Below are 25,127 nucleotides of genomic sequence, written 5' to 3' on the forward strand. Positions count from 1 at the left end.
AGAATTATTGACAGCTATTGCCGTCGAGATAAATCGTTTTATCTTTTATGGTGTAACTGATTTTATTAAGCAGCTTCAGCAGGTCCAGTACCTCTTTCAGCTTGTCTTTTTCACTGAAATTGATCGTGTTCTTACAATTACCAAGCTCTTTGTTTACAAATACCACATCATAATCATAGATGTTGCGGATGTATACTGCCAGCTCTTTCAGGGTAATATTATTGAGCCAGATCTTTCCATTTTTCCAGTCATTGTTACGGGAGGGATCGATACTATTGATACGGAACTGATGATTGCTCCGGAGATAGGTCAGTTCCTGAGCCGGCAATAGTTTTTCATGGCAGTTGAGGGAATCGTTCACAGCCACCTTGCCCTGTGTTACCGTTACCTTGATCTCATTGAGCTGGGAAAAGGATTGAATATTGAAAGCTGTTCCCAGCACATTTACTTCCAGTTTATCAACTTTTACCCGGAAAGGGTGATTGGTATCCCGTGTTACTTCAAAGTAGGCCTCTCCATGGTCCAGGATAACATGGCGATTTTCGTTGAAGTCATCAGCAAAACGTAACCTGGAATGGGCATTCACCCAAACGCGGGAGCCATCAGAGAGTGTAACGGATTTTTTCTGCCTGCCTGTTTCCACGGCAGTATAGCTAAATTGTTTTGCCTGAGGCTTACGGTTGAACAAGAGGGCTAAAGTGGCAACACCTGCAACCATTATCAGCATGGCAACGGCCTGGAACCAGCGTTTCCAGAGGGTACGGACCGGAGCGATGGCGCCGGCATTGGCAGTCAGTTGATGCTGCAGGGTTTCCCAACTTTTTCCCTTGTCTGTATGCGCTTCCTCAGTACTCACGGGAATTGGGTTCTGAAGGGAATTGTACCATTTTTCCAGGATCAATTCCTCTTCAGGGGAAATAACTCCCCCTGCCTGCTTATTGAGCAGGTAATATAGATAGTCGTAATGCAAAGTTGTTAGCTTGTTACTGAATAAATACAGGTTGCAGTTCCGATAGTACCATCGGAAAAAAAATTATTTTTTATCCATCATGGCCAACAGGATAATGATAAGGATAGAAGGTTCAATCCTGGCTGCGATATAATTTTTCACCTGCTCATTTGCCCGGTACAGCTGGTTCTTGACCGTTTGTACGGAGAGCGACAGGTTTTTAGCGATTTCGGAAGGGGCGAGTTGTTCTTCTTTATTCATCCTGAATACCAACTGCATTTTCGGAGGCAACTGGGAAATGGCTTCCTCAATCAGTGCTTTCAGTTCTTTGGATGCCAGCTTTTCAGCCACGTTATTGGCAGCATCCGTGAAGCGGCCTTCCATATCGCGGATGAACTGTTGCCTGGTCTTGTTGCGTGCATAGTGATTGTATACCCTGTTACGCAAACAGGTGCTGAGCCAGGGAAAAAGGGATCCCTCATCCCGGATGGAATCGCGGCTGGCCCATAAACTGAGAAAAACTTCCTGCACAGTGTCTCTTGCCTCCTCGCGTGAGGGCAGCTTGGTCACTGCGATGGCAAACAACATATCCCAGTACTTGTCGAAAAGCACTTTGAATCCTTTCACAGGATCCTTTTGCAATAATTCCAAAGCATTCTGATCAGACAAATTCATGGATAGCACGTTGGTCAATCGGGCAATGATATAAAAATATTGCGGATTTATTCCGGCAACTTGATTGCCATGGCCATGTAAGAAGGTCTAATGGGTATGATAAGGCGAAGTGGTCCGGACTACTGTCCGGTATGGTTGCAAGATAGGGAAATAAGCCAAGAGCGTTTCAATTTGGTTAATTGACGCCAGGTTTACGCATTATGGCCGCCATAGAATCCTGACAAGGATGCTCCGAAAGACTCATCCCCTGGATCATTATCCTATGGCGGGCAGATACTTACCAGAATTTCTAAGCAAATTGCCGGGCTTTGTTTACATTAGTTTTAAAGAAAGGAGATTGCCTTCCTCCCCTCAGGTCGCCCACATCTATCCGCGGCGATTTACCAAAGCGCCACAGGTAACCACCTGCACTGATCGCATTACCACGCGCCACCTGCAGGATATTGGAAGCATTGCCATCGGTTGACCTGGCAGCTTCACGGGCACTCGGATAACTCTGGATCTTCTTTCCCCTGAAATTATATTGGGAAACGGGACGCATCCGCTTTTCGCGGGCACGCTGCAAACGTTCCAGGACCTGCCTGCGGCTGAGCTTATGCAATGGCGATGGAGAACGCCCCAGCTCCTTGATCCTTTTCTGTTTTTCACTGAGCGTGGCAATGCGAAGGTTTTGTGGACTGAGATTGAAGGAATCATTGTCCTTATAAAAGATTACGATGCTCTTGTCTTCAAGGTCCATTTCTTTTACAAAACAATTGAACACGAGGCGGGCAACCGTATAACGGTAACGGACACCCTCAACAGTAAGTGTAATGCTGAGATAGGTTTTGAAATCGCCCTTGTATTCATTCCTGTGCTTATGCACATAAGGCTTCATGATCATCGGGCGTTCATGATAGATAATTCCATTGGAGTAAACGGCTTCGTAAGCCATACGTTTAACGCGCCCCTTATTGGAAATTTTGAAATATCCCTCTAAACCGGGAATGTCTTTCCAGCGCTCTCCTTCAATGTTACTCAAACTGAGATTTAGGTAAGGTTTATTTTCTCGTCTCATTGGCAAGGTTAATGGAGGATATAACGGAATGCAATATCCGGGAATAAAAATACTATTTCTATTCACTCCATTATTTACCAGCAACGGAAAAAATTCATAAATGGGTTATTTCACCTATTAATTTGACATTTTCATTGCTCCAACATCCATCTATAAACGCCAAGTTCCAAACCTCTCAACTCTGCCAAACCTTTCAATCTGCCAATGGCCGAGTAGCCGGGATATGTTTTCTTATCGAGATCATCCAGCATCTGGTGACCGTGGTCAGGCCGCATTGGTAGCCGCTTTCCGCGTTTTTTTTGTATCTGCAGGATTTCTTTTATCACCGGGAACATATCTGTATCACCACCCAAATGAGTGGCCTCATAGAAATTTCCGTAGGCGTCTTTTGCGGTATTCCGCAAGTGAAGGAAGTGAATATGCTCACTGAATCTCCGCAGGATGGAGAGCAGATCGTTGTCAGGTCTTACACCCAATGAACCTGTACAATAACATAAACCATTATTGGCAGCAGGCGCTGCAGCAATGATCGCTGCAATATCTTCTTCCGTGCTCACGATGCGCGGAAGCCCCAGCACGGGATAGGGAGGATCGTCAGGATGGATGGCCATTTGAATGCCCAGTTCCTGCGCAACAGGGATCACCTGTTGAAGAAAGAAGAAAAGATGCTGACGCAGACGATCAGCATCGATATGCTTATAAGTTTGTAATGCTTTCAAAACTTCCTGGGGCGTGAAGGCTTCATCACTGCCGGGCAGGCCCAGCAAGGCATTGGCGAAAAGCGTCTGCTTCTCCTGCTCCCGCATCTGTTCAAACCTGTCTTTCGCCAGACGGACCTCTTCCTTTGTATAATCTTTCTCTGCTCCTGGTCTTTGCAGGAGAAAAAGATCGAAGGCGATGAAGGCCAGCTTTTCAAAATACAATGCGCGTGCGCCATCCGGCAGTTTCCAACTCAGGTCTGTTCTTATCCAGTCAAGCACCGGCATAAAGTTGTACGTGACCACTTTAATGCCGCAGGCTGCCAGGTGACGGAGGCTCTGACAATAATTCTGAATATGCCACTGGTAATCGCCGGTCTGTGTTTTGATGGCTTCGCTAACGGGCAGGCTCTCCACCACCGTCCAGCTCATGCCTTCCGATTCAATGATGAATTTACGGATATTGATCTCCGTTACAGACCAGACATGGCCAGGCGGGATATGGTGCAGGGCAGTAACCACACCTTCGCAACCCGCCTGGCGGATATCAGACAGTTTAACAGGATCATTAGGCCCAAACCATCGCATTGTCTGGTGCATCAACATAATTTCTCTTTTATTTTGCCACACCTAACGGTGAGAAATAAACGAATATTCCAACAATGATCACCACTACTATCAAACTCAGGATCACATCCCATTTGTTCCAGCTGGCGCGGCTGGCGGCTTTGTCTTCCGCCACTGTAGTGGCAAAAGTGAGTCCGCGGATATGCTCCTCATCGGGTTTGGGCGTGAGCAGGCTCACCACCACCATCACCGCGATGCTGAACAGGAAAAGATAAATACAGAAGAAAAGGAAATTGATGGTAGCGAAGCTATGCAGCAAACCTCCGGGGTTAAGGTTCGTCTGGAACATCTGCAGCGTCAGCTTGGCAAGACCAATTATGAAACCGATCACCATCGCAGTATAGGCGCCTTTTGCATTGAGACGTTTGAAGAATACGCCCAGCAGGAATACGGCGGCGATCGGCGGCGCCAGGTAGGATTGAACGCTTTGCAGGTAATCATACAATCCACTCGAGATCCTTCCCATCAATGGGATCCAGAGCATACCCAGGATCACCACTACGCCGGTAGCGATGCGACCAACTTTCACCAGTTGTTTCTCGGAAGCTTCCGGATGTTGCTTTTTGTAAATATCCATGGTGTACAAAGTGGAACAGGCATTGTAAACTGATGCCAGCGAGCTCATCAAGGCTGCCAACAGACCGCCGGCAAGCAATCCTCTCAACCCTACGGGCATGATATGTTTCACCATTGCAGGAAAGGCGGCATTGGTATCATCCAGTTGCAGCTTGCCCTGTGAATGCAATACATATGCGATCAGTCCGGGGATCAGGAAAATGAAGAAAGGCATCAGCTTCAGGTAAGCCGCAAAGATGGTGCCTCTCCTCGCCTGCTGTTCATTGCGCGCAGCAAGACATCTTTGTACGATATGCTGGTCTGTACACCAGTACCAGAGGCCCACAATGGGCGATGCTATTAAAATACCCAGCCAGGGATATTCAGGATCGTTCATCGGAGGGAACATATTCAGTTTCTCTTTGGGCAGCGCCGCGATCATCGCATCCCATCCGCCCACTTCTCTCAGTCCCAATACCATCAGCATCAATGAACCGATCAGCAACACGATGGCCTGGATGGCTTCGGTATACATCACGGCATGCAATCCACCGAAGATGGTGTACACTCCGGTTACCACAACAAGAATAATGGCGCCCGTCCAGAAATCCACGCCCAGGAACTGGTTGAACACCAGCGCACCGGCAAAGATGGTCACAGATGCTTTGGTGATCACATAACTGAGCAGTTGAATGATACTGAGCAATCGTCTGGATTGAGGGTTGAACCTTCGTTCCAGGAACTCGGGCATGGTGTATACCATACTACGCATGTAAAAAGGAACGAAAACCCACCCGAGGATGAGCACGATATAACTGTGCAATTCATAGTGCCCCAGCACTGTTCCGGATTTGGCTGCGGAACCGGCAAGGCCTACAATATGCTCTGAGCCTACGTTTGAAGCCAGGATACTTGCGCCGATCACGAACCAGCCGAGATTGCGGTTGGCCAGAAAATAATCGGAAGCAGACTCCTTGCTCTTACGGATACTCCAGATAGAAATACCCGCAATCACCAGCAGGTAGATGATCACAAAGATCCAATCGACGAATCCTAAAAATTCCATATAGCAGTGTTTTGTGGAAAGGGTTTATGTTGATGGTTTCTGTCAGATGAACCTGTTGATCAGATTTTCGAGGTACTCCTGTTTACCGCTTGTTACAGCAGGTTCACCGTTTGCGGCAGCAAAATTTCGCAGGTCTTCCAGTGTAAGCTTTCCCTCTTCAAATGCTTTGCCCTTCCCGGCATCGAAGGATGCATAACGGTTGGCGCGGATCTTTTTGTAATCGGATTTCGTGAGTACCGCTTCGGCAATCAGCAATGCGCGCGCAAATGTGTCCATCCCCCCGATATGCGCATGGAACAAATCTTCCGCATCGGTACTGTTCCTGCGGACCTTCGCATCGAAATTGATACCACCTCCACCAAATCCGTTGGCCTCTACGATCACCAGCATGGATTCCGCCAGCTCGTTGAGGTTATTGGGGAACTGGTCTGTATCCCAGCCGTTCTGGTAATCACCACGGTTGGCATCGATAGAACCCAGCAAACCCGCGTCGGCAGCCACTTGCAGCTCATGCTGGAAAGTGTGGCCGGCAAGGGTGGCATGGTTCACTTCGATATTCAGTTTGAAATCATTCAGCAGGTCGTACTGGCGGAGAAAACCAATCACCGTTTCACTATCATAATCATACTGGTGCTTGCTCGGTTCACAGGGTTTGGGCTCGATGAAGAAAGTTCCCTTGAAACCGTTCTTTCTCGCATAGTCTTTGGCGGTATGAAGGAACCTGGCGAGGTGCTCTTTCTCGCGTTTCATATCGGTATTGAGCAGGCTCATGTATCCTTCCCTGCCTCCCCAGAAAACATAGTTCTGTCCTCCCAGTTCGATGGTAGCATCCAATGCAGCTTTCACTTGTGCGCCACCGTGAGCCAGTACATGAAAATCAGGGTTGGTGGCGGCTCCGTTCATGTATCGCCTGTTGGAGAAAAGATTGGCCGTGCCCCAGAGCAATTGTATGCCACTGGCCGCCTGCTTTTCTTTCAGGTAGGCTGTGAGAGTTTGTAATCTCTTTTCATTATCTGCCACATCATTGGTGTAGTCTACTACATCCACATCATGGAAGCAATAGAAAGGAAGACCGAGCCTGGTCATGAATTCAAATGCGGCATCGGCTTTTTCTTTTGCTTTGGCGATGGGATCAGGATTATTATCCCATGGGAAGATATGCGTTGGTTCACCGAAGGGATCGGCGCCGCTTCCGCAGAAGCTGTGCCAGTAGGCGCAGGCAAAGCGCAACCATTCTTTCATTGTTTTTCCGGCAACTGTCCTGTTTTCATCATACCAGCGGTAGGCCAGTGGATTGTCGGTTTCAGCGCCTTCATAGCGGATGGTTCCGATGCCGCTGAAATATTCTTTCTTTCCTTTCACAATATCCATAGTAATTGATGTTTTATGATCTGTATTTTTTTATTGATCGAGTTTTCCCTGTAGTGCTGCTTTCCATCGCTGGTACAATGGCTCGTAGTGGCTAAGACCTGATGGGCTTGTAATGCTGATGGGGTGGCGCTTTCCGGATGCGCTTGCGAGATCCGGGTAGATTCCTGCGCCGATGCCTGCGCCGATGGCAGCTCCAAAGCTTCCGTCGCCTTCATAGAATTCCACTTCCACCTGGTTGGTTTCCACAAATGCGTCCGTGAACACTTCACTCAAAAAGAGATTGCTTTTTCCTGCGCGCACCACGGTGGGATGGATGCCGTTCTCGCGCATGATATCCAGTCCGTAACGGAAAGCAAAGGCGATACCTTCCTGTACAGCGCGGATAGTATGTGCAGCCGTGTGTTGATTGAAATCCAGGTTGAGCAGGTGACCACCGATGGTGCGGTTATTGAGCATTCTTTCAGCCCCGTTGCCGAATGGCAATGCGATCAATCCTTCCGCTCCTTCCGGGACGCCAGCTGCTGCATCGTTGAGAGCTGCATAACTGAGATTGCTGCCGGCAATATTCCTGATCCATTTATTGAATATACCAACACCATTGATGCAAAGAAGGATGCCGGTGCGGTTGGTGCCCATTCCTTCCCCTCCCATCTGCTCAGGCAGGTGATGGTTCACATGCGCAAAGGAGTTGATACGGCTGGCCCTGTCGAATGCCAACTGATCGCTTACGCCATAGATAACGCCTGAAGTACCTGCCGTGGCGGCCACTTCACCGGGATGCAGCACATTAAGCGATAAGGCATTGTTGGGTTGGTCGCCGGCCTTGTAAGCAACGGGAATGCCTGACCGAAGTCCCAGCCTGTCCGCCACAGCCGCTTTCAGAAAACCATGCGGCGCAAATACAGGATGGATCTCCGGGAACAGGCTTTTATCGAAACCAAAATAATTCAGTACATCTTCCGAGAGTGAATTGGTTTTGAAATCCCAGAAGATCCCTTCCGAAAGCGCTTCCACAGTGGTATTGATCTCTCCTGTAAGTTTCATACTTACAAAATCTCCGGGCAGCATCACAAAGCGGGTCCTTTTGTACAGATCCGGTTCGTGTTGCTTGACCCAGGCCAGTTTGGCGGCAGTGAAATTGCCGGGTGAATTCAGCAAATGCGATAAACAATGTTCTTCCCCGATGGCTTTGAAAGCGGCTTCGCCGGTTTCAACAGCGCGACTATCGCACCAGATAATTGCATTGCGCAGCACATGCTGGTTGGCGTCTACCAGTACAAGTCCGTGCATTTGATAAGCGATGCCGATGGCGGCAATATCTTTCGGTTCATAGAGACCGGTAGCATGACATTTAAGTATTGCCTGTTTGATATTTTCCCACCACTGGTCCGGGCTTTGTTCAGCCCATCCGGGTTGAAGGGAGATGATATCCGCTTCCGTTTCGGGATACTGAGCGCTGGCCAGCAGGCGTTGGTTTACGGCATCAACTACAGAAACTTTGATAGAAGAGGTACCGGTATCTATTCCGAGGAGGAGCATGTTTTATCGGGTGATTTTAATGGTTCGTAACAGCAAGAGAGCGGATAAGCGCGAATGAGTGACTGAACAGATGAAAGGAAGAGCCCGGAACCGGGTCCATTCAGCAACAGGTAATATAAAGGAGTTGATCTTCTTCATATAGCAGCTTATAGTAAAAGCAGGTTTCCTGGTTTATCTGCAATCGTTCATTGTATGCACCGGAAACGAATATACTATCCTTTTTGATATAATGCAACCGATTGCAATTTTTTTTACAAAAAAACCTTCATTTCTTTGTAAACAGAAAGCCAATCCATGCCGGACCAGAAAGAGGTTACCATATACGACATTGCCAAATACCTGAATTTGTCGGCCACCACGGTCAGCAGAGGCTTGAAGGACCACCCCACCATCAATAAGCAAACGCGTAAAAAGATCGCAGAAGCCGCGCAGCTGCTTGGTTACAGGTCAAATACCTTTGCGAGCAGCCTTCGCAGCAAACGAACCAATACCATTGGAGTGATCGTACCACGGTTGAACTCCCAGTTCATGAGCGGGGTGCTGGCGGCTATGGAAGACACAGCCAGCCGGGAGGGCTACAACCTCCTCATTACCCAGAGCCTTGAAAAAGAGGAAAAAGAGAAAGTGAATGCCAATACCATGTTCAACAAGCGGGTGGACGGGCTACTGATCTCACTGGCTTACGACACTAAAAGCATCGATCACCTGCAGCCTTTCCTTAACAAGAAGATACCTGTGGTTTTCTTCGATCGCACCTGGGACCAGTCCTCCTGCACCAGCGTAACGATCGACAATTACAAAGCTGCCTACGAAGCCACCAAACACTTGCTGGACCAGGGTTGCAAGCGGATCCTGCACCTGGGTGGCAACAAGGAAAGAAATGTGTATGCCGATCGTCTCAGGGGTTATAAACACGCATTGCGAGATGCGGGGATCGCGTATGATGAAAAGCTCGTGCGCATCAGTCAGCTCCTGGAAAGCGCCGGTACAGACGCCGCGGCCTGGATACTGAAACAGAAACCCGCACAGCGCCCCGACGCCGTTTTTGGCGCCAATGACACCGTTGCAGCCCACTGTATGCTGGCCCTGCTGGAAGCAGGCATCCGCATCCCGGACGATATCGCCATTGCAGGATTCAACAACGACCCCATCAGCCGCATCGTTTCGCCTTCCCTCACAACCGTCGATTATAGCAGCAGCCGCCTCGGAGAAACTGCCATGAAGAGCCTCCTGGAGCACCTCAACGGCCTTCCCGGCGCAAGCAATACCAATTCCATAATCCTGAAATCTGAACTGATCATTCGCGCGTCTTCACAAAAAAAGACATCTTTGTAACCTGTATTTTTTTTATTCAACCGAATGCAACCGATTGCAATATGAAAGAGAAAAAGGACGTCACGATCTACGATATAGCCCAGAAACTGGACCTTTCTTCCGCCACCGTCAGCCGCGCACTGAAAGACCATCCCGCTATCAATAAGAACACCCGGAAGAAGATCCAGCAGACGGCCCGCGAAATGGGTTACCGCGCCAATACTTTCGCCAGCAACCTGCGCAAACAAAAGACCAATACCATCGGCGTGATGGTGCATGAGCTCAATTCAAATTTCATCACTTCCGTACTCGCAGGTATCGAACAAGTGACAACAGAAGCCGGCTACGATCTGCTCATCGCACACTCTTCAGAAAGCTACGCCAAAGAAGCGGCCAATGCCATGAACTTTTTCCACAAACGCGTAGATGGACTCATCGCTTCTCTCTCCTTCGATACAGAGAACCTGGACCATTTCAAATTGTTTGAAGAAAAGAACATACCCATCGTTTTTTTCGACCGCGTGGAAGAGAACAGTGAGTGCACAAAAGTGATCATCGATAATTACAAATGCGGCTACCAGGCCACAGAGCACCTGATCTCACAGGATTGCAAAAACATCGTAATGGTAACCGCCAATCTCAAAAGGAACGTGTATGCACAGCGGCATAAGGGTTATGCAGATGCACTTCAGGATAATGGTATCACTTATAAAAAGGAAAATGTACTGATCAAAGACCTCAGTGAACAGTGCGGGGTGGAGGCAGCCCTGCAGATCCTCAAGATGAAACCCAGGCCGGATGGCGTTTTCATCACCAACGACTTCTCCGCTGCCGTCTGCATGCAAACGCTGAAAGAGAATGGCGTCCGCATCCCGCAGGATATTGCCATCGTAGGGTTCAACAATGATGCTATCAGCAAGATCGTGGAGCCCAGGCTCACCACCATCCATTATCCTGGTATCGATATGGGGGAGATAGCTGCACGTAATCTCATCAATCACCTGGAAGGATTATCGGATATCAGGCATACACAAACGATTGTGGTAAGATCGGAACTGATCATCCGCCAGTCATCCCTTCGAAAATCTTAAATGACTATCACCGGCAGCAGATTGCAGTGCTTCAAACCCGGTCATACCGGTAATTGAAAAACAGTACAAAGAATTTATTTGAACAAGTCCCTGGATGGCATCAGGCTGATAAATGCTTTTACATTGGCTTTGTACTTCCGTTTGTTCAATTTATAATAGAAAGAACCCTTTTTGGATGTTCCGGTTTCTTTTTCCTTTTGCCTGATCAACAAACCTGTATCGTTCAGTTTCCTTACAAAATTCCTTTTGTCGAGTTCCTTGCCATACACGCCCTGGTATAAATTGAATAGTTCACGAATGGTGAACTTCTCGCGTAGCAGTTCAAAAAGGATCGGGTGTAATGCAGCTTTATACCGTAAACGATCGAGAGCCGCCTGAACCATTTTGCCATGATCGAAGATGAGGCCAGGCAGCTGGTCCAGCGAAAACCATTCGGGCCGGTAGTCCTCACTCAGTTGCTGTTTATATTTTTCGATATCGATCAAAGAAAAGTAGACAACGGAGATAGTGCGTTCCAGGGGATCGCGATCGGGATCGCCGAAAACCTGCACCTGCTCCATGAAAACACCTTCCAGACCTGTTAGCTGTTTCAGTATCCTGGTGGCTGCATCATCGAGACTTTCTCTTTCCTGAACAAAACCACCCATCAGGCTCCATTTGCTTTTCTCAGGTTTGAAGCCGCGGTGAATGAGTAATAAACGGATCTCTTCTCCGTCAAATCCAAAGACGACGGAATCAATGGCAACCGCCATGCGTTGTGCAGATGAATATCCGGAGGGCATATACAAATATAAGCCATCAAACATATCCGAAGCATTGCTCAACAAAGGCTGCCCTCATAGCGGGTACGGTTATTCGGACCGTATTTCCAGGTTTGCCGGTTGTAATTCCTGCGAAGTGGCTTTCAGTACTATCTTTCCCGCTTTACCAGCTTTTCCTTTGACGATCACCAGTAGCAGGCCCGCATAAAGTTTCCTTTGTTTGGAAATGAAAGGTGTAAGATCGAGGCGAAACGAATTGTATCCGTAGGGCCAGCCCCCAACAAGGTTTCCATTCAACCAGATCATAGCGTACGACATGGCGCCATCGATATCCAGGTAGAACCTTCTTCCCTTATCGGAAGAAGGTACATTTATCTTTTTCCTGTACCATGCCACTCCCTGCACCGGTAATCTTCCCATACCACCGCCAACGATCGCGTTTTCTTCTTTATAGAACGGACCGGCAATAGCCCAGTCATGAGGAAGATTTATTGATTTCCATTTTGTGTCATCAAATCCTGGTTGTACAAAGGGGAAATTGCTGCCCGGGTTTCCCGGTGGCCGTTGATGGCGCCCTGAAGGGTCGCTGATAAAATCATTGGCTGAAGGCAGGATCCATTCCTTCAATGCCCTGCCGGATGCGATCACTGTTCGTTCTTCGGTTGCTCTTGTATCGGCAACTTTATTATCGTTACGATCAAATACCCGGGTCCGTTCATCATAGATCAATGAATCGGCATCACCTTCATAGCGCATGAACTGCCAGCCATCATTGAGATTGATCCTTTCGCGGCCCTTCTCCTGCGCGTTGATTTCCTGCAAGAGGAACAAACACAAAAGCGACGATAACATTCTGCAGAACTTCAATCTATTCACAGGTAATTTCATCATGGTCCTTTTACAATCTCTCTTATACTAACTATTGCGGATAACCGGGATTTTGATTCAACTTGTTTTGATTGTTCTTTTCTATTTCACTAGCCGGGATGGGCCAAAGGTTATAATGGTCCTGCACTTGTGCAGCATAGAAGGGATTGCATTTCCTGACTCTGTCGACCCACTTTCCCAGTCGCATCAGGGTGAGCATCCGTTTTTCTTCCACGCCAAGTTCGCGCAGTCTTTCATCGAGGATATAGTCGATATTCACATCGGCAGCATCAACAGCGCCGGCATTGGACCTTGACCTCACCACATTGATATCATTAGCAGCAAGATCAGTCCGGCTCAAGCCTAATTGCGCCTCGGCTCTCAGCAGATAAGTTTCGGCCAGGCGGAACATGTATTGATCCAGATAAGTTCCACCGGCGCCTCCCTTGAGTACCAGTTTTCCAACAACGTCTGTACTATTGGGGTTATTCAGCAAACTGGCGGGGTGCGCAAATGGAGTTGTTGCTTTTGATTGAAAAGGATACAAGGCCCTTTCTGCTACACCTGGTTTCAATACGGCATTGTTGAAGCCGGTAGCGCCGGCCGGCAAATTCTTTGTAGAGAATACCTGTCCGTATAAAGGACTTGCAGGATTAGTGCCGATAAAATCCCTTACAAAATTATGGTTGGCATTTCTTACATCTGCCCCTGCATTTTTCCAAACAGTATCGGCAAACCAGGCATCAGGCGCCATGAAGCCAACACCACGGCCACCGGTGAAGTCACTTACAGGCCATTGGAATACGGCAACACCATTTACTTTAACATCTCTCATCAATGGCGTATGAACACGCTCGAGCGCATAGAAAGCATCTCCATCAAAAACGCTCCTGGTGGAACTGTTGCCGCCTCCCGGAACATCTGTTTCAAACTGGATCACCCATATCGCTTCTTTGTTACTGGCCGTTTTCCTGTTTTGGTTCTGTGGCTGGAAAAGGTCCCAGTACACATCTCCTGCAATGGCAGGGAAAATGCCATTGGCAGGAATACCATTTTTCCTGGACCCGAATCTCGCCGTCATCAACGCCATATTGGGATCAGTGATCACAGCAGTGGCTGCATCCCTTGCTTTTTCAAACTTCTTTGCCGAATTGCAGACCTCCGCCAGTAAATGATAGGCGGCTATATTGGAGATCTCTCCATCACTTACTTTGTCGATGGAGGGAAGGTTGGCAGCTGCAAATTCAAGATCTGTAATGATCTGATCATATACCTGTTCCCTGGTGGATTGGGTGAAATCGGTTTTAGGCGTTTCAATTTCTTCCAGCACCAGTGGTACATTCCCATACAAATAGGCCAATGCCCTGTATCCGAAAGCCCGGAAAAACCTGGCCCTCGCCTCGAAAAGCAACTTTTGTGCATCAGTAAGATCTGAAGTTGGCAAGCGATGGATGATTGTATTAGCCTCGGCTATAATTTTATAATGAGGCGCCCATGCAAATGTGACTTCCCCTGCTGTAGGCGCTATCTGACCGGGAAGGTTGGCTGCGCTGGATGCAACATCCAGATAAGCATCGGTACGATATAAATACCAGAAAGGCTGATAGTCGTTCACCGTATAATAATGCGATCTGATCCTTCCATACAGGTTTGTGACGGATGCCTTGAAATCAGCCTCAGTCTTGAATGCATTGGATGTACTCAGGAAGTCCACCGCCTTTTCATCCAGGAATGATTTTTTACAAGCCACTGTACCGGTGACCAATACCCCGAGTAACAGTAATATTTTGATTGTTTTCATGAAAACAGTATAAATCGTTAGTAATTGATTGGTAGTTCTGGCCGGCATTGGTTAGTAAGTAATGTTCAAACCAATGGTGAAAGCCCTCATTACCGGTCTGCCATCAACAGTCAGACCCTGAACTACGGTCTGGGGTTGGCTGTTTGTGTTGGTTACAGACAATTCGGTTTCAGGGTCCCAGCCTTTCCAGTCCGTCCAGGTGACGAGGTTCTTACCACTCACATACAGGTTCAATGCCTGGAAAGGGATTTTCTTTATCAGTCTTCCCAAATTATAAGACAATGAAATATCCTGCAGCCTGATAAAGCTTCTGTTTTCCCACATACCATATTGATTGGTAACACCCGAGAGAACATTCGTGTTAACCCCTGCCTGAATTGCAGGTTGTGTGCCGGAAATGATACGTGGATATTTTCCACCAGGGTTAGCCGGCGACCAGTAGTCCACCTGCACCAGGTCATTATTACGGATGGAATTATCATCACGGAAATAGGAACGGGCGTTGTTGCCCCTGTAACCATCACTGCCACCCTGAATGGCGTTGATGAACACCATGAGAGAAAATCCTTTATAACTAACGGTATTCATCCAGCTAAAACGGTAGCGTGGGTTTCTATCGCCAAGGAATACACGATCTTTCTCAGGAGTAATCAGGTTATCGCCATTCTGATCCACGATGCTCATGGAGCCAACAAAGAAGCCCGGGAGCGGTGTTGATCCTACCTGATAGATACCACCTGTTTGGTAACCATAAATGGAATTCAGCGGCTTGCCGATAAACAGGTTGCTGGAAATAAGATCGTCTTCCACTCCATCCTTGTTCGCATCCACACCGGTGAGTGAGATCACCTTGTTCGTGTTCTTCCAGAAATTGAAGGAGGTGGTCCAGTTGAAATCCTTTTGATCTATCACACGGTAAGAAATGGAAGCTTCAAACCCCTTGTTGCGAAGTTGCCCAAGATTGGTTTGGATATTGGGAAAACCCGTGATATCGGGTAAGGATACCGGAAAGAGCAGGTCATGTGTATTGTTGATATAATATTCCAGGTTACCGGATAACCTGTTGTTAAGCAAACTGAAGTCGAGACCAACGTTGAGACCTTTCGTTCTTTCCCACTTGAGATCAGGGTTTCCCAATGCGGCAACCTGCTGACCGAAAGCGGGGGTACCTCCGTCTCCGAATACGTAAGCTGCCCCGGTGGTCACTTTCGCGATCGAACTATATCTTGAGGTCATATTACCGCTTTCACCATAACCGGCCCTTAGTTTAAGCGTATTCAGGAAGCTGAGATCTTGCATGAACTTCTCTTCAGACATCACCCAGCCCAATGCCAGTGTAGGGAACAAAGCATATTTGTGATTGGATGCGAATCCGGAATAACCATCCCTGCGTATGGTAGCAGTAAGCAGGTATTTATTATCGAAACTATAATTGATCCTGCCCATTTGATAGTTCAATGCTTCCTTCCATCCACCGGAGCCTGAGAATTGGTTTGCGCCCAGGGCAAGGTTATTATAGCTGAGGTTCAGGCGGTCGAACCCTGTGGCTCTTGCCCCGGTAGTATCAAACCTGCGTTCGATGGCGCCGTAAACTGCCGTGGCAGTGATGTTATGATCTCCGAAACTTTTGGTGTAGGTGAGGATATTGTCCAGCGTATAATCGTAATAGTGAGTATTCCGCTTGAACGCTTCACCGGTTTGGTTGGCACCGTAGATGCTGGCCCCGTACTGCCGAAGACCTGTATAGTTGTTGCCAAAATTCAAACGGTAAGTGAGCCCTTTCAGGAACGGAGGATTGATCTCGGTATATACATTGGCGAACAGATAAGTGGTCCTGTCGAAATTATCAACATAGAAAGTATTGAAAGGATTGGGCATAACCGTGTTGGTGGGGAACGGTATCAGTTTTCCATTGTCGTCGAAGGGCTTTTGCAATGGCGACATGAAGATCAGGCCGCTGATGCCCGGCTCGGCGCCATCCTGGTTTACAAATGAGCCATTGGATACCAGTCCGATCTTCCACCAGTCCAGCGCTTTAATTTCCAGGTTGGCCCTGATAGACCTCCTTTTGAAGATATCGTTCATGATAAATCCTTTTTGATCAACGTACCCTCCGGAAAGCAGGTAGTTGAATTTGTCTGTGCCTCCTGACAGACTGAGATTCCCTTCATAGATATTACCCGTTTTGGTTCCTTCATCCCACCAGTTGAAATCATTGGGCAGGAGACCTTCACTGTTGCGCATGGTAGCATCCACGAAATTGGTAACATCGAAGCTTTCATTCGGCTTCGTATACTCGGGACCGATATAAGACTGATTGTAATAAGCTTCACTGATATTTCTCAGGTATTCCTCCCTGTTCATGGGCCGGAGATCTACATTCGGTTTCTGAGTGGTGTATCCACTGGAGAAAGCGATACGCGGGCGCTGATTGTTCCGGCCCTTACGTGAAGTGATCAGGATTACGCCATTGGCGGCCTGTGCACCGTAAACAGCAGTGGAACTGGCATCTTTCAACACATCGATGCTGGCAATATCATCAGGATTGATGGAAGACAGAGAGCCTGTGAACTGGATACCATCCAGAATGATCAGTACATTCTGGTTACCGCCGATCGTATTGATACCGCGGATGGAAATAGGAGGCGTTCCACCGGCATAGGTGGAAAGGCCAACGTTCAAACCAGGAACAGTACCCTGCAGCATTTGACCGATATTGGTATTGGGCGCCTCGCGCAGCGCCTCCAGGTTTACACTGGCAACAGCACCGGTCACATCTTTCTTCCTTTGCGTACCATAACCTACTACCACTACTTCACTCATATCCTGTGACGCTGTGATCAATACCACTTTTACAATATTTTCATCCCCGACCGTGATCTCATTATTCACATATCCCACATTTGAAATAATAAGCACGGCTCCCCGGGAGGCAGTAATGGTGAAATCGCCATTTTCATTGGTGGAAGTACCTGTATTGGTGCCTTTCACCTGTACTGATGCGCCTGATACAGGAGCACCTGTTTTGGTAGTTACCCGGCCTTGTATCTTTTTGTCCTGGGCAGACGCGGGCAATACCCAGAGCAGGCAAACAGTCAGTAGAGATACCAACAGTAACCTGCCCGTGGATAAGCAGGTTGTATTGGTCGCATTTCCTGGTTTTGCAGTTGTTTCGTTACGCATTTTTTTGGCAGTTTAAGCAATGTAGAAATATAGTGATAGGGAGTGAGCTGCCGGGTATGATACCTGGAACAGCGAATAAAATTTGAAAGGGAGTACATGATACAGCGAAGAGAAATCCGGAATATTACACATTCCCCTCTCCTTGTTGGCATATGCAAAGGAGAAGAAAAACAAAGCAGCAGGAGCAAAGACGGCATGAGCTGTTTCATATAGCAGTTGGCTTGACCGTTTCAATCGTTATGACAAGCCTTTTTCAACGCTTGCTATAACGAATATAGTGAAATTTCCCAAAATTACAACCGATTGCAATTTTTTTGATAAAAAAGCATTTTTTGGCTGATCTGACAGAATTGACTGATGTACAATTAGTTCTTTTACTCCAGTTAATCTCAAACCCGGAACAGGACAGATTTATTCAAAATGCAAACAAGCATACCAGCGCTGCAGCGCGGCTCATACATATATATTATGCAGATACAGAACAGTCACAAATGGCTCCCATACTGTCTTTTGTACGAAATTCACTAAAAGTAAACTGAGAGAAGTATCTAAAACGCCGGCTACATTAACAAAAGAACAGCGGCGGCAACTGAGAATTACTACTCAATGACCAGAAAATTGCCAGGTTGCCGAAAAAAGCATTCTCCATTCTAATTTTTTTCCGATATTTAAGCAACCGATTGCAAAACAAATCTGCTAAATTTGATTGTCAAGCGGCATAAAGCCTGAAAAATGAAGACTATCGGACCAGTGCAGCCAGGTGAACAAGGGGAAACCAGCCTGCCGGAACAACAGAGGCCGGCCCGGCTCAGACCCCGGTTTTAGCAACGAGCCACAACTAACGAATGCGAAATTTTATTACCAAATGAGAACCTTAACGATTGCCTTCTCCCTGTTCCTCCTCCAGTTCCCCTGCATTGCACAGGTAAAACTGCCTTCACTTATCAGGGACAGCATGATCCTGCAAAGGAACAGTAAGGTTCCCGTCTGGGGATGGGCATCACCAAAAGAACATATAACTGTAAGGCTTAGTGGAAAAACTTACCTCACCACAGCAGATACAAAAGGCAACTGGAAAATCATACTCCCGCCTGAAGATGCCGGAGGTCCATTTACGTTAGAAATCATCGGTAAAAATAAAATCATACTGAAGGATGTTCTTTTCGGTGATGTATGGTTTTGTTCCGGCCAGTCGAACATGGTGCACCAGATGAATATTCATGATATCAGGTATGCTGCAGATATCGCAACCGCCAACTATCCTCAGATCAGGCAATGCTGGATACCAACACTCACCAGCCTGCAGGGTCCCAAAGAAGATCTGCCTGATCTTCATTGGAGGTCGGCCGTAGGCGATGAGGTCAGACCTTTTTCAGCAGTAGCCTATTTTTTTGCAAAAAAGATCCATGAACAATACAGGATCCCCATCGGCATCATCAATGCCAGTGTGGGAGGAACACCCATCGAAGCATGGATCAGCGAAGAAGGGCTCAAAGATTTCACTACGCTTTTCAATACCATTCAGAAGAATAAAGACACCAGCTGGACCAATAGCCTGAATCGAAAAGCAATCTCTCCTGTCAGCCGGCCACAAGAACCAACAGATCTGGGTTTGACCGGTCCACTAAAATGGTTCGACCCGGCATTTACGCCCGAAGGATGGCGTCCTATCAATATTCCGGGATACTGGGAAGACCAGGGCGTGAAAGACCTCAATGGTATCGTTTGGTATCGCCGTGAAGTGAATATCCCTGCAAGTATGACCGATCGGCCAGCCAAAGTTTTTCTCGGCAGGATCGTGGATGCAGATGAGCTCTATATCAACGGACAAAAAGTTGGGAACACTACATACATGTACCCGCAGAGAAGGTATCCTGTAAAACCAGGCATCCTGAAAGAAGGCAAAAATGTTTTTGTGGTGCGCGTCACCAACCATTCCGGTAAAGGCGGATTTGTTCCGGATAAACCTTATTGCATCTTTTCCGGGAAAGACACAGTTGATCTCAAAGGGACCTGGCTCTATAAGCCAGGATTGGTGAACAACCCTTTCGGTGGTCAGCCTCGCGGAGGGATCGCCGCGCAAAACCAGCCTGGCGCCCTTTTCAATGCAATGGTAGCCCCGGTTATCAATTACGCTATCAAAGGATTTTGCTGGTACCAGGGCGAAGCCAATGCCGGGCAGCCGCAAAACTATTACGCATTGATGCAGGCGCTGATCCGTAACTGGCGAACATTATGGAAACAGGAAGAGCTACCCTTCCTGTATGTGCAACTGCCCGGTTTCATGGATTACAATTACCTGCCTTCTGAAAGCAACTGGGCACTGATCAGGGAAGCGCAGCTGAAAACATTGTCCGTTCCTCGTACAGGCATGGCCGTTGCCATTGATCTTGGGGAATGGAATGATATTCACCCCGACAATAAAAAGGATGTAGGCGAAAGACTTGCTCTGCAAGCTCTCCATCTCGCCTATGGCGAAAACATCACCAGCTCCGGCCCGCTCTTTCAATCATATAAAACAGAAGGCAACAAGCTGATCATTCAATTCAGCCAGGAATTGTCCACTACCGACGGAGAAGCTCCTGCTGAATTTGCCATTGCCGGCTCCGATAAAAAATTCCTTTGGGCAAAAACAAAAATAAAAGGCAATATCCTCATCGCATGGAATGATGAAATAAGCCAACCCAGATTCGTTCGCTATGCCTGGGCCGATAACCCGGTCAACCCCAACCTGATCAATAAGGAAGGATTACCTGCATCGCCATTCAGAACCGATAATTGAAAAAATATAAATATGAAAAAGATCCTTGCCATTGCAATAGCCACAACAATGTTTGCCGGCGTTTCCTTTTCGCAAAATAAGGTCACACTCGATATCACAAAAGCCAGGGACACCATCAACAAAAACATATACGGTCATTTTGCGGAGCACCTCGGTCATTGTATCTACGATGGCATCTATGTAGGGGCAGGCAATCAAAAGATCCCCAATAAGAACGGGATCAGGCTCGACATAGTTGAAGCCCTGAAAAAACTCAAAACGCCCGTCCTCCGCTGGCCCGGAGGCTGTTTTGCCGATACCTATCACTGGAAAGATGCGATTGGTCCCAGGGAAAAAAGGAAACCAATCGAGAACTTCACCTGGGGCGGTGTGCGTGAAGACAATAGTTTCGGCACACATGAATTCCTTGAGCTCTGTGAAATGATCGATGCAGAACCTTATCTCGCCATCAACATGGGTAGCGGAACTGTACAGGAGGCAATGGAATGGGTACAATATGTGAACCATCCCAACGGCACCAGCCACCTTACAGACCTGCGCCAACAAAACGGCAGATCAAAACCCTGGAATGTTAAATACTGGGGAATAGGAAATGAATCCTGGGACTGTGGCGGACATATGACTGCAGCCTATTACGTGAATGAATACAAGAAATACGCAACACTCACTACCAGCTACAATAACAGTGAAGGACTTTACAGGATTGCTGTCGGGCCCGGCACTGAAGACTACAACTGGACGGAGACTGTAATGCGTGAGGTCCCTTTAAGAAGGATCGAAGGCCTGTCTATCCACCACTATTCCGTGATCAACTGGTCAGCGAAAGGTTCCGCCACCGGATTTTCAGAAGAAGAATATTTCAGAACGATGGAACAGGCATGGAGAATGGAGCGCATGGTAAAAAAGAATAGTGAAGTAATGGACAAATACGATCCCGCTAAAAAGGTAGCACTTATAGTGGATGAATGGGGAGGATGGTACGAAGTGGAAAAAGGCACTAACCCTGCATTCCTCTATCAGCAGAACTCCATGCGCGATGCGATGATCGCTGGTCTCACACTCAACATTTTCAATAATCATTGTGACCGCGTACGCATGGCCAACCTGGCGCAGACAGTGAACGTTCTCCAATCCGTTGTATTGACGAAAGAAGAAAAACTGGTACTCACTCCCACTTACCACGTAATGGAAATGTACAATGTTCACCAGGATGCTCTCTTGTTACCGCTAACCATCACCAGCAGCAATTATGAATTGAATGGGAAAAAGATCCAGGCTGTTTCCGCATCAGCATCGAAAGACAGGAATGGCGCGATCCATATTTCACTGGTGAACATGGATGCGAAGAAAGCGCAGGAGATCAGTATCGATCTTGGCTCTGCTGCTGCGAAAAATGTATCCGGCCGTATCCTTCAGTCCGACAGATTACAGGACCATAACAGTTTCGAAAATCCTGAAAAAATAAAACCAGCTGAGTTCAGGAAAGCTGTATTGAAAGGAAAGGAACTAAGTGTAAGCCTTCCGCCGTTTTCTGTTGTAGTGCTGGAACTGAAATAAGTTGTAAAAATTATTCCAACCAATTGCAACATGAAAGTCAAGAAAGACGTAACGATATATGATATTGCTCAGAAACTGGCGCTTTCTTCGGCCACTGTCAGTCGCGCGCTGAAGGACCATCCCGCTATCAACAAGAATACCCGCAAGAAGATCCAGCAGACCGCCCGCGAAATGGGATATCGCGCCAATACCTTCGCCAGCAACCTGCGCAAACAAAAGACCAATACCATCGGCGTGATGGTGCATGAGCTCAACTCAAACTTCATCACGTCCGTTCTCGCAGGCATCGAACAGGTAACTACCGAAGCCGGCTACGATCTGCTCATCGCACACTCTTCAGAAAGCTACGCCAAGGAAGCGGCCAATGCCATGAACTTCTTCCACAAACGCGTTGATGGCCNGGAAGCGGCCAATGCCATGAACTTCTTCCACAAACGCGTTGATGGCCTTATCGCTTCGCTCTCTTTCGACACTGAGAACCTGGAGCATTTCAAACACTTTGAAGAAAAAAATATTCCCGTTATCTTTTTCGACCGCGTGGAAGAGAACAGTGAAAGCACAAAAGTGATCATCGATAATTACAAATGTGGTTACCAGGCTACCGAACATTTGATCTCACAGGGATGCAGGAACATCGTACTGGTAACTGCCAATCTTAAAAGGAACGTATACGCTCAACGGCATAAAGGATACACAGATGCGCTCTTTGATCATGGGATCCCTTACAAAAAAGAATATGTTCTGATCAAGGACCTCAGTGAACAATGCGGTGTGGAAGCAGCCTTGCAGATCCTCAAGATGGCTCCCAGGCCGGACGGCGTTTTCATCACCAATGATTTTTCCGCAGCTGTGTGCATGCAAACACTGAAAGAACATGGCGTGCAGGTGCCGAAAGATATTGCCGTGGTGGGATTCAACAATGATGCCATCGGAAAGATCGTTGAGCCCAGGCTCACCACCATTCATTATCCGGGCATCGATATGGGAGAGATCGCTGCACGCAATCTCATCAACCATTTGGCTGGATTATCGGATATCAGGCATACACAAACGATCGTGGTGAGATCGGAACTCATCATTCGGCAATCATCCGTCAGACAACCCTGACTGCCGTCAAAAAAACGAGAACTGCTTTATGAAACGAATTGCTTTCATCCTAGCCATTTTCATCACAGCCTTTTGTAAGGCTGAAACCGGCTATGAGCTTTGGTTACGCTACCAGCCCATTGTCAACGCCGGATATGTGAATGCCTGCAAACAACTCATCCGCTCACTGGAAATAAAAGGGACTTCGCCAACCCTTCGCGCAGCCAGGTCAGAACTGGAACGCGGCTTGAATGGCATGTTGCGCATCAAAATTCCACTAAGCTACAGCGGAAGCATCTTACTCAGCAAACCTGAAAATATTCCCGGCATTACTCCCGCCATCAAAGAACCATTGTCAAAAGCAGGCACAGAAGGATTCCTGATCAAAACCATTGTCATTGACGGAAAGAACCGGATACTCATCGCCGGGAACACAGACCAGGCAATACTCTACGGGGTTTTTCATTTTCTGCGACTGGTACAAACTGAGCAGTCCATCCAAAAACTTGATATACTTTCAATTCCACGCAGCCCTCTGCGCCTGCTCAACCATTGGGATAATCTTGACCGGACGATCGAAAGAGGTTATGCAGGATTTTCACTCTGGCAATGGAATAACTTGCCATCATATGTAGACCAGCGCGTAACCGACTATGCACGCGCCAATGCCAGTATCGGCATCAACGGGACCGTACTCACTAACGTGAATGCCAATGCGCTTATCCTTACGCCTGAATTCCTGCAGAAAGTGAAAGCCCTGGCTGACGTATTCCGCGTCTATGGCATCAAAACCTGGCTCACGGCCCGGTTCAGTGCACCAATAGAGATCGGCGGACTCAAAACGGCTGACCCGCTGGACCCGGCAGTGCGCGAATGGTGGAAAAAGAAAGTGGATTCCATTTACCAGCTGATCCCGGACTTCGGCGGCTTCCTCGTAAAGGCCAACAGTGAAGGGCAACCCGGTCCGCAGGATTATAAGCGTAGCCATGCAGATGGCGCCAATATGCTGGCTGAAGCGCTCGCGCCGCACAAAGGGATCGTGATGTGGAGGGCATTCGTGTACAGCCATAATTCAGACGACCGCTTCAAACAGGCCTATGAGGAATTCAAACCGCTGGACGGAAAATTCAGTACTAACGTGCTGGTACAAGTGAAGAATGGTCCCATCGATTTTCAGCCAAGAGAACCCTTCTCTCCCCTCTTCGGAGCTATGCCTGCCACACCCCTGATGATGGAATTCCAGCTCACACAGGAATACCTCGGTCAAAGCACTCATCTCGTTTACCAGGCTCCCCTGTACAAGGAAACACTGGACGCCGATACCTACCAGCAAGGGAAAGGATCTCCTGTGAGCAGCACCCTGAGCGGGTTTGCCGGCGTGGCCAATATCGGCAACGACCTTAACTGGTGCGGCCATCTCTTTGCGCAAAGCAACTGGTACGCTTTCGGCAGATTGAGCTGGGACCATAGCCTCAGCAGCGAAACAATCGCTGTTGAATGGATCAAACAAACCTTCACCACCCAACAAGCCTTTGTTCAGCCCGTTCTGAAAATGATGATGCGTTCGAGGGAATTGCTGGTGGATTACATGACGCCACTGGGCCTCACGCATATCATGTACAACCACCATCATTACGGCCCGATGCCCTGGGGCAACACACTGAACCGCCCCGACTGGAACCCGGTATATTACCACAAAGCAGACAAGGCAGGAATTGGATTCAACCGTACAAGCAGCGGCAGCAATGCGCTCAGCCAATACGCAACGCCTGTGCAACAACAGTATGAAAGCATAGACAATTGCCCGGACGATTACCTGCTCTGGTTCCACCATGCTTCATGGGACCACAAAATGCAATCCGGCCGCAGCCTCTGGGATGAACTTTGCTACAGGTATCATGCTGCCACAGATTCTGTCAGGGCCATGCAGCAGCAATGGAAAAACCTGGAAAGATTTGTAGATGCAGAGCGCTTCAGCCATGTACAGCAAATGCTGGCCATACAAGCCTCTGAAGCGGCCTGGTGGCGTGATGCATGCCTGCTCTATTTTCAAACCTTCTCCGGAAAACCTTTCCCTGCCGGGTATGAACAACCGAAACATGATCTGGAATACTACAAGAATCTCCGCATTCATATAACTTATTGAAA

General features: G+C 47.9%; 17 protein-coding genes. 6 read left to right on the forward strand and 11 right to left on the reverse strand.

The window, feature by feature from the left end; translation table 11 throughout:
• Positions 1-4: 4 nt before the first annotated feature.
• The 7 genes from D9Y29_RS23885 to D9Y29_RS23915 form a co-directional block, all read right to left on the reverse strand.
• The gene (locus D9Y29_RS23885) at positions 5-970 is read right to left on the reverse strand and encodes a FecR family protein (RefSeq protein WP_127132762.1); all 966 of its coding nucleotides are present in this window, start codon (positions 968-970) and stop codon (positions 5-7) included.
• 63 nt (positions 971-1,033) lie between these two features.
• Positions 1,034-1,624 carry an RNA polymerase sigma factor gene (locus D9Y29_RS23890; protein ID WP_127132763.1) on the reverse strand — a complete coding sequence of 197 codons (591 nt, stop codon included), beginning with the start codon at positions 1,622-1,624 and terminating at the stop codon, positions 1,034-1,036.
• 289 nt (positions 1,625-1,913) lie between these two features.
• A complete protein-coding gene (locus D9Y29_RS23895; RefSeq protein WP_164735530.1) occupies positions 1,914-2,645 on the reverse strand; it encodes an NUMOD4 domain-containing protein in 732 nt (243 codons plus the stop codon).
• A gap of 167 nt (positions 2,646-2,812) precedes the next feature.
• Positions 2,813-3,985, reverse strand: a complete 1,173-nt coding sequence (uxuA, locus tag D9Y29_RS23900) for a mannonate dehydratase (RefSeq protein ID WP_338143012.1) — start codon at positions 3,983-3,985, stop codon at positions 2,813-2,815.
• A 10-nt stretch (positions 3,986-3,995) separates the two neighbouring features.
• Complete coding sequence (locus tag D9Y29_RS23905) at positions 3,996-5,627, reverse strand: sodium:solute symporter (protein WP_127132765.1); 1,632 nt, start codon at positions 5,625-5,627, stop codon at positions 3,996-3,998.
• A 42-nt stretch (positions 5,628-5,669) separates the two neighbouring features.
• Positions 5,670-6,998, reverse strand: coding sequence for a xylose isomerase (gene xylA, locus D9Y29_RS23910; protein WP_127132766.1), 1,329 nt, complete (start codon positions 6,996-6,998; stop codon positions 5,670-5,672).
• A gap of 30 nt (positions 6,999-7,028) precedes the next feature.
• On the reverse strand, positions 7,029-8,537 hold the full coding sequence (locus tag D9Y29_RS23915) for a xylulokinase (protein ID WP_127132767.1): 1,509 nt from the start codon (positions 8,535-8,537) through the stop codon (positions 7,029-7,031).
• 294 nt (positions 8,538-8,831) lie between these two features.
• Here D9Y29_RS23915 and D9Y29_RS23920 point away from each other — a divergent pair, with 294 nt between their 5' ends.
• Together D9Y29_RS23920 and D9Y29_RS23925 are read left to right on the forward strand one after the other, a co-directional pair.
• Positions 8,832-9,872 carry a LacI family DNA-binding transcriptional regulator gene (locus D9Y29_RS23920; RefSeq protein ID WP_127132768.1) on the forward strand — a complete coding sequence of 347 codons (1,041 nt, stop codon included), beginning with the start codon at positions 8,832-8,834 and terminating at the stop codon, positions 9,870-9,872.
• Positions 9,873-9,913: 41 nt separating this feature from the next.
• Entirely contained in the window at positions 9,914-10,942 is a 1,029-nt protein-coding gene (locus tag D9Y29_RS23925) for a LacI family DNA-binding transcriptional regulator (protein ID WP_127132769.1), read from the forward strand.
• Between the two features lie 74 nt (positions 10,943-11,016).
• On the opposite strand, the gene D9Y29_RS23930 is transcribed toward D9Y29_RS23925, so the two are convergent.
• The 4 genes from D9Y29_RS23930 to D9Y29_RS23945 form a co-directional block, all read right to left on the reverse strand.
• Positions 11,017-11,694, reverse strand: coding sequence for an NUDIX hydrolase (locus tag D9Y29_RS23930; RefSeq protein ID WP_241238028.1), 678 nt, complete (start codon positions 11,692-11,694; stop codon positions 11,017-11,019).
• A gap of 99 nt (positions 11,695-11,793) precedes the next feature.
• Positions 11,794-12,555 carry a sugar-binding domain-containing protein gene (locus D9Y29_RS23935; RefSeq protein WP_241238029.1) on the reverse strand — a complete coding sequence of 254 codons (762 nt, stop codon included), beginning with the start codon at positions 12,553-12,555 and terminating at the stop codon, positions 11,794-11,796.
• A gap of 67 nt (positions 12,556-12,622) precedes the next feature.
• Entirely contained in the window at positions 12,623-14,371 is a 1,749-nt protein-coding gene (locus D9Y29_RS23940; RefSeq protein ID WP_127132771.1) for a RagB/SusD family nutrient uptake outer membrane protein, read from the reverse strand.
• Between the two features lie 51 nt (positions 14,372-14,422).
• Positions 14,423-17,554 carry a SusC/RagA family TonB-linked outer membrane protein gene (locus D9Y29_RS23945; RefSeq protein ID WP_127132772.1) on the reverse strand — a complete coding sequence of 1,044 codons (3,132 nt, stop codon included), beginning with the start codon at positions 17,552-17,554 and terminating at the stop codon, positions 14,423-14,425.
• Positions 17,555-18,419: 865 nt separating this feature from the next.
• On the opposite strand from D9Y29_RS23945, the gene D9Y29_RS23950 reads away from it, so the two are divergent.
• The 4 genes from D9Y29_RS23950 (at position 18,420) to D9Y29_RS23965 (ending at position 25,125) form a co-directional block, all read left to right on the forward strand.
• Positions 18,420-20,336: a sialate O-acetylesterase gene (locus tag D9Y29_RS23950; protein WP_127132773.1), complete on the forward strand. Its 1,917-nt coding sequence runs from the start codon at positions 18,420-18,422 to the stop codon at positions 20,334-20,336.
• 12 nt (positions 20,337-20,348) lie between these two features.
• On the forward strand, positions 20,349-21,893 hold the full coding sequence (locus D9Y29_RS23955; RefSeq protein ID WP_127132774.1) for an alpha-N-arabinofuranosidase: 1,545 nt from the start codon (positions 20,349-20,351) through the stop codon (positions 21,891-21,893).
• Between the two features lie 30 nt (positions 21,894-21,923).
• Positions 21,924-23,000, forward strand: coding sequence for a LacI family DNA-binding transcriptional regulator (locus D9Y29_RS23960; protein WP_127132775.1), 1,077 nt, complete (start codon positions 21,924-21,926; stop codon positions 22,998-23,000).
• Between the two features lie 28 nt (positions 23,001-23,028).
• Entirely contained in the window at positions 23,029-25,125 is a 2,097-nt protein-coding gene (locus D9Y29_RS23965; protein WP_127132776.1) for an alpha-glucuronidase family glycosyl hydrolase, read from the forward strand.
• Positions 25,126-25,127 lie beyond the last annotated feature (2 nt).

The organism is Pseudoflavitalea rhizosphaerae, assembly GCF_003991355.1.
Classification (GTDB): Bacteria; Bacteroidota; Bacteroidia; order Chitinophagales; family Chitinophagaceae; genus Pseudobacter; species Pseudobacter rhizosphaerae.